This window comes from Acidovorax sp. HMWF029 (assembly GCF_003060895.1).
Lineage (GTDB): Bacteria > Pseudomonadota > Gammaproteobacteria > Burkholderiales > Burkholderiaceae_C > Acidovorax.
In genome coordinates this window covers 9,794-16,323 of record NZ_QAIH01000328.1, presented here as the reverse complement: position 1 = coordinate 16,323, position 6,530 = coordinate 9,794, and the positions used below count along the sequence as shown (strand labels likewise).

Genomic DNA, 6,530 nt, shown 5'->3' with positions numbered 1-6,530 from the left:
GGACGCGCACCTGCCCGCAGTGCCTGCAGCGGCGCAGACGCCAGAGGCGCTGCGCGTGCGGTTTGCGCACCCGCCCCGATGGGAGCCTGAGGTGGTGCTGGAGAAGAAGTTCATGAACCGCGAGCCAGCCCACGCGTCCGTGCTGCTGGCAATCATGCTGCGCGAGCAGCCCACGGTGCTGCTCACCGAGCGCACGGCCCACCTGTCTACCCATTCGGGGCAGGTGGCGTTCCCGGGCGGGCGGGCAGACCCCGGCGACGCCACGGCCGCCGACACCGCCTTGCGTGAAGCCCAGGAAGAAGTGGGGCTTGCGCCCGAGTTTGTCGATGTGCTGGGCACCCTGCCGACCTATGTCACGGGCTCGTCCTTCATCATCACGCCGGTGGTGGCGCTGGTGCGGCCAGATTGCGAGCTGCGACCCAATCCCTATGAGGTGGCGGACCTGTTTGAGGTGCCACTGGCGTTTCTGCTGGACCCTGCCAACCACCGGCGCCATGTATTCGACCGGGATGGTGTGCGCCGCGAATGGTTCTCCATGCCCTACCAGGACAGCCGCAAGAACCATTTCATCTGGGGAGCGACTGCTGGCATGTTGCGCAATTTCTATCGTTTCATGCAGGCCTGACCCGCCTCGCACATAAAGGGTGCACGGGGGCGAAGCCCCAGTATCATTGCCCCCCATGAGTTTCTTTGCCATCCTGTTCGCTCTGCTGATCGAGCAGGCCCGCCCCCTGGCTCGCAGCAACCCCATCCATGCGGGTTTGCGGGCATGGGCGCTGTCCGTGAGCCGCAATTTCGACGCGGGCAAGCCCCACCATGGATGGGTGGCCTGGAGTCTCGCGGTGCTGCTCCCGGCCCTGATCACCCTGGCCATCCATTGGGCGCTGCTGTGGGGCCTTGGCTGGCCGTTTGCCGTGTTGTGGAGCGTGGCGGTGCTGTATGTCACGCTGGGGTTCCGACAGTTCAGCCACCATTTCACCGGCATCCGTGATGCGCTCGAAGAGGGTGATGAAGACGCCGCCCGCGAGCGCCTCGCCCACTGGCAGCAGGTGGATGTGGGGGCCTTGCCCCGCAGTGAGATCGTGCGCCATGTGATCGAGTATTCGGTGCTGGCCGCGCACCGCCATGTGTTTGGTGTGCTGGCTTGGTTCTCGGTGCTGGCGGCGCTGGGGCTGGGGCCTACGGGGGCGGTGCTTTACCGCCTGGCCGAATTTGTTTCACGCATCTGGCACTACCGGCAGCGCGCGGGCACGCAGCCCGCCAGTGCGTCACTGCAGAACGCCTGCGCCCAGGCCTGGACTCTGGTGGACTGGCTGCCAGCGCGGCTCACGGCGCTGAGCTTTGCGGTTGTGGGCAGCTTCGAAGAAGCGATCGAGGGTTGGCGTTTTCATGCGCAGCGCTTCCCCAACGACAACGACGGAGTGGTGCTTGCCGCCACCGCGGGTGCGATCAACGTACGCCTGGGTGGCGAGGCACTGAAATCGCGTGCCGAAATGCAGGCGCCGCAAGGGCTGGAGATCGACGCTGACATGGGCGACAGCGATGCCACCCCCGGCCGTGAGCCCGAGGTGGGCCACCTGCGCAGTGTGGTGGGGCTGGTGTGGCGATCGGTGGTGGTCTGGATGCTGTTGCTGGCGTTGCTCACGTTGGCCCGCCTGCTGGGGTGATGCTGGGCGCCTGGCCACGTCCCTGGTCAGTAGCGCGTGTGACTCAGTTCGTCAAATAAATTGCTATAAATTTTGTAGCGGCTAGGGCTTATCCCATGCGCGGAGGGGCCGTTTTTGACTGCATCTAGAACGCCGCAACCGGGCTCGTGCAGGTGAGTGCAGTTGTAGAACTTGCAGTGGTTGGCGTGTTCTGCAATATCCGGCATGCAGGCGGCGAGCTGCATGGGCGCCACGTGGTGCAGTCCGAATTCCTGGAAGCCGGGCGAGTCGATGAGCGCAGTGGTGCGCTCCGCATCCATCCAGTACCAGTGCGTGCTGGTGGTCGTATGTTTGCCGGAGTTCAGCGCCTGCGAAATCTCGCCGGTCTGCACTGTGGCACCCGGCACCAGCAGGTTGATCAGCGTGCTCTTTCCCGAGCCCGAGGGGCCCAGCACCAGCGTGGTTTTGCCCCGCAGGTGTTCCATCAGCAGCGCGCGGTCCACATCGCTGGACAGCGCCAGCGACAAGGGCAGCACGCCATAGTGCGTACCCGCCCCCATGTGGCGGTATGGCTGCAGCCGCTCCCAGGCGCGGGCAAAGGGCTCCACCAGATCGCTTTTGTTGAGGCCGATCAGGGGCTTGATGCCCTCGGCCTCGGCTGCGATCAGTGCGCGGGCGAGCTGGCTCTCTGAGAACACGGGTTCTGCTGCGATCAGGATCAGCACCTGGTCCAGGTTGGCTGCAAACGACTTGGTGCGGATCTCGTCTTGGCGGTAGAACAGGTTGCGCCGCTCCAGCACCTTCTCGATGGTGCCTTCGTCGCCCTGGCCGGGCGGCGGGGCTTGCCACAGTACCCGATCGCCGACCACTGCCTGGCTTTTTTTGCCCCGTGGGTGGCAGATGCGGCGTTCTCCGTCGGCGGTCTCAACCATGCAGTGGCGCCCATGGCTGGCCACCACGGTGCCTTCCATGAGGGCGCTGCGTTCAGCCATGGTCGTGCGGGTAAAGGTTCATGCGGCGACGGCTGCGTTCACGCCACGAGTGCATCGAACTGGGCCGCGCACTCGAAGTCGGTGGACGATATGCCGTTCACATCGTGCGTGTTCAGTCGCACTACGCAGCGGTTGTAGTGCACCGACAGGTCGGGGTGGTGGTCCTGCGCATTCGCGATGAAGGCAAGTGCATTCACGAACGAAATGGTCTCGTAGTAGTTGGCGAAATGGTAGGTCTTCTCGATGGCGACGTTTGCGCCATCACCGCTCAGGCTCCAGCCTTCGAGTTTGGCGAGATTTGCTACAACTTCAGTAGCGGTCAGCGCACGGCGGGCAAGAGCAGACCAGTCTTTTTTCTTCAACATGGTGGTGGTCATGGATGGGCAGGGTGGTTGTGCATGCGTGCCAGCCGTTCGGTGGCGGGCGGGTGCGAGTAATAGAACTTCACGTACACCGGGTCGGGTGTCAGTGTGGAGGCATTGTCTTCATAGAGCTTGAGCAGGGCCGATGCCAGATCGGTGCCGCTGGCCTGGGCCACCGCGTAGGCGTCAGCCTGGAACTCGTGACGGCGTGACTGCTGCGAGAACAGCGGCGATATGAAGAAGGTGAACACGGGCGCCACCAGCATGAACAGCAGCAGCGCCAAGGCATCGTTGGGGGCGGCTGCCACGGATGGGTCCAGCGAGATGTTGGGGCGCACGCCCAGGCCGGTGTAGAACCACACCTGGGTGGAGAGCCAGCCCAGCAGCGCAAAACCGGCCAGGCTAAGGCCGAACATGACCACGATGCGCTGGATGATGTGGCGGTGCTTGAAGTGGCCCAGCTCGTGTGCCAGCACGGCCTCGACCTCGCCCGGGGCCAGCTGCTTGAGCAGGGTGTCATAGAAAACCACGCGCTTGGCTGCACCAAAGCCCGTGAAATAGGCATTGGCATGGGCGCTGCGGCGGCTGCCATCCATCACGAACAGGCCTTTGGCAGAAAAGCCGCAGCGCTGCATGAGGGCGGTGACGCGGGTTTTGAGGGATTCGTCTTCGAGCGGCTGGAACTTGTTGAACAAGGGCGCGATGAAGGTGGGGTAAATCACCATCAAGAGCAGGTTGAAGCCCATCCAGAAGCACCAGGCCCACAGCCACCACAGCGGGCCGGCCGCGCCCATGAGCCACAGAATCAGCGCGGCAATCGGCAGGCCGATGAGGGCGCCCACCAGCAGGCCCTTGATCGCATCGGCCAGCCACAGTCGCCAAGTCATCTTGTTGAAGCCAAAACGCTCTTCGATCACAAAGGTCTGGTACAGCGACAGAGGCAGGTCGATCAGGCCACCGATGGCGGCAAACGCCACCAACAGAGCCATCTGTTGCATCATGCCGGGGCCCATGGCATCCAGCAGGGCGCGGTTCAGCGCGTCCAGCCCGCCGAGCAGGGTCCACCCGAGCAGCACCACATAGCCTAGGGCCATCCCCAACAGCCCCAGGCGGGCCTTGGTGATGGTGTAGTCGGCGGCCTTCTGGTGGGCTGCCAGGGGGATGCGCTCGGCAAAGGGCGTTGGCACGGCGGCACGGTGGCGCGCGACATGCCGCACCTGGCGGGTGGCCAGCCAGAACTTGAGCGCAAGGCCCAGGACCAGCGCAGCCGCAAAGGCCAGCGTGAGCAGCATAGAGGGGGAGAGGTCGTCGGGGGTGGGCATGTGCGGCGAGTTTAGGCCATCGGCGACAATGCGCGCCATGTCAGAAGCCAACAACCCCACCCCAACCGCGCTAACCAAATCCGACCAGAACCTGGTCTGGCTCGATTGTGAAATGACTGGCCTGGAGCCTGATACGGACCGCCTGCTGGAGATTGCCGTGGTCGTGACGGGCCCGGGCCTGGAGCCCCGTGTTGAAGGCCCGGTGTTTGCCATTCACCAATCGGATGAGTTGCTGAACAAGATGGATGCCTGGAACAAGGGAACCCACGGTCGCAGCGGCCTGATCGACAAGGTGAAGGCCTCGACTGTGACTGAGGAAGAGGCCGAGCGGCAGATCATCGCATTTCTGGGCCAGTATGTGCCCAAGGGTACGGCTCCCATGTGTGGCAACAGCATCGGGCAGGACCGCCGTTTTCTGGTGCGCTACATGCCAAAGCTGGAGAAGTTCTTCCACTACCGCAATGTGGACGTGAGCACGCTGAAGGAATTGGCCAAGCGCTGGAAGCCCGAGGCCTACACCAGTTTCAAAAAGGCCCAGAAGCACACGGCGTTGGCTGACGTGCACGAGTCCATCGACGAGCTGGCGCACTATCGCCAACACCTGTTGTCCTTGGAAGCGAAAATCCCTTGAGCCTCTTTGCGCCAGGCGCGCTCAGTGCAAGCGCGGTGTATGCCGCCTTCGTGGCGAGGTGGCCATTGCGCGAGGGCGCTGGTCCCCGGGTACGCCCGTTTGGCGGGCTGCGTATGTGAGGGGTATTGCGGGGAAACCCTTAATCGTGCAATAATAGCGGGCTGCGTAGGAAATCCGCCTCGCAGTTTGTGCATCTCCCCTCACACACCGGGCTTGTCAGCCCACTGCCCACATGCAAATGTAAGTCGGCAGTGCAGGGCTGGCGAATAACAGCCCACCCGCATCGGCCTGATCCTCCAGAGCCAGCGCAGGTTTCGTTTGATGGTTGATGTTTTTTAACCATTTGACGAAGCCAATCGTGGGCAGCGCCTGCGACCGTCTTCGTGAGAGAAAAATCATGACCGACACCTCTTTGGTGCAGGGCGAATTCGCGCCTGCCGATACTTCCTTTGCTGCCGACGTTTCCGCGCAGCCATCCCCTCTGGACGCTGTGGTGGCCGCAGCTGCTGAAGGCGATGCCGCCGTGATGGCCGAGCCCAATGGCTTCATCGAGCTGGGCTTGGCGCCTGAGCTTGTGCGCGCCGTTGCCGACTTGGGCTACACCCAGCCCACCAGTGTGCAGCGCAAGGCCATTCCCCTGGCCATGGGCAGCGATGCGTCCAAGTTCATCGACCTGATGGTTTCCAGCCAGACGGGTAGCGGCAAGACCGCAGCCTTCCTGTTGCCAGTGCTGCACACGCTGATCCAGCAGCAGGCCGTGGCCGAAGCCGAAGAGCGCGCTGCGTTCGAGCGCGCCGTGGCCGAGGCTGCCGCCCGTGGCGAGCCTGCTCCCAAGCGTGCCAAGCGCAAGGACCCCACCAGCTCGCGCAACTTCAAGGCTGCTACCCCCGGCGCCCTGATCCTTTGCCCGACGCGTGAACTGGCCCAGCAGGTGGCGCATGACGCCATCGACCTGGTCAAGCACTGCCGTGGTCTGCGCGTGGCTAATGTAGTGGGCGGCATGCCTTACCAGCTGCAGATCGCCAAACTGCAGAACGCGGACCTGGTGGTTGCTACCCCTGGCCGCCTGCTGGACCTGCAGCGCTCGATGCAGATCAAGCTCGACAAGGTGCAGTTCCTGGTCGTGGACGAAGCCGACCGCATGCTTGACCTGGGCTTCTCGGACGATCTGGCCGAACTGAACCAGCTGACCGCGCAGCGCAAGCAGACCATGATGTTCAGCGCCACCTTCGCGCCCCGCATCCAGCAGCTCGCCATGCGTGTGATGCACGACGGCGGTTCGTCCGTGCAGAAGGTGACCATCGATTCGCCGCAAGAGAAGCATTCCAACATCAAGCAGGTGCTGTATTGGGCTGACAACGCTCAGCACAAGCGCAAGCTGCTGGACCACTGGCTGCGTGACACCACGATCAACCAGGCCATCGTGTTTGCCAGCACCCAGGTGGAGTGCGATGGTTTGGCTAACGACCTGCAGCAAGACGGCTTCTCGGCTGTAGCCCTGCATGGCGCGCTGAGCCAGGGCCTGCGCAACCGCCGTTTGATGGCGCTGCGCAGTGGGCAGGTGCAGATTCTGGTGG

The 6,530-nt window shown here is 63.6% G+C and carries 8 protein-coding genes; 4 read left to right on the top strand and 4 right to left on the bottom strand.

The features are described 5' to 3' along the window. Both DBR12_RS21505 and DBR12_RS21500 read left to right on the top strand, forming a co-directional pair. Positions 1 to 625, top strand: a 625-nt coding sequence (locus DBR12_RS21505) for a CoA pyrophosphatase (RefSeq protein ID WP_108619134.1), incomplete at its 5' end; no start/stop codon positions are given. Positions 626 to 680: 55 nt separating this feature from the next. Next, positions 681 to 1,667: a CobD/CbiB family protein gene (locus tag DBR12_RS21500; protein ID WP_108619079.1), complete on the top strand. Its 987-nt coding sequence runs from the start codon at positions 681 to 683 to the stop codon at positions 1,665 to 1,667. 26 nt (positions 1,668 to 1,693) lie between these two features. Here the strand turns inward: DBR12_RS21500 and rsgA are convergent, their stop codons facing one another. The 3 genes from rsgA to DBR12_RS21485 are packed head-to-tail and all read right to left on the bottom strand — an operon-like array spanning position 1,694 to position 4,322. Next, positions 1,694 to 2,638, bottom strand: coding sequence for a ribosome small subunit-dependent GTPase A (rsgA, locus tag DBR12_RS21495; RefSeq protein WP_108619078.1), 945 nt, complete (start codon positions 2,636 to 2,638; stop codon positions 1,694 to 1,696). Between the two features lie 38 nt (positions 2,639 to 2,676). Next, positions 2,677 to 3,015 (bottom strand): 4a-hydroxytetrahydrobiopterin dehydratase, encoded by a 339-nt coding sequence (locus DBR12_RS21490; protein ID WP_108619077.1) that lies wholly within the window; start codon positions 3,013 to 3,015, stop codon positions 2,677 to 2,679. Further along, positions 3,012 to 4,322, bottom strand: coding sequence for a M48 family metallopeptidase (locus DBR12_RS21485; protein ID WP_108619133.1), 1,311 nt, complete (start codon positions 4,320 to 4,322; stop codon positions 3,012 to 3,014). The genes DBR12_RS21490 and DBR12_RS21485 overlap by 4 nt, the downstream gene beginning before the upstream one ends. A 37-nt stretch (positions 4,323 to 4,359) precedes the next feature. Between DBR12_RS21485 and orn the strand changes: the two genes are divergently transcribed. Beyond that, complete coding sequence (gene orn / locus DBR12_RS21480) at positions 4,360 to 4,953, top strand: oligoribonuclease (RefSeq protein WP_108619132.1); 594 nt, start codon at positions 4,360 to 4,362, stop codon at positions 4,951 to 4,953. A 216-nt stretch (positions 4,954 to 5,169) separates the two neighbouring features. Here the strand turns inward: orn and DBR12_RS22095 are convergent, their stop codons facing one another. Next, complete coding sequence (locus tag DBR12_RS22095; protein WP_146185598.1) at positions 5,170 to 5,352, bottom strand: hypothetical protein; 183 nt, start codon at positions 5,350 to 5,352, stop codon at positions 5,170 to 5,172. Here DBR12_RS22095 and DBR12_RS23390 point away from each other — a divergent pair. After that, the coding region (locus DBR12_RS23390) for a DEAD/DEAH box helicase (RefSeq protein WP_369861735.1) at positions 5,351 to 6,530 on the top strand (1,180 nt) is incomplete at its 3' end. The genes DBR12_RS22095 and DBR12_RS23390 overlap by 2 nt on opposite strands.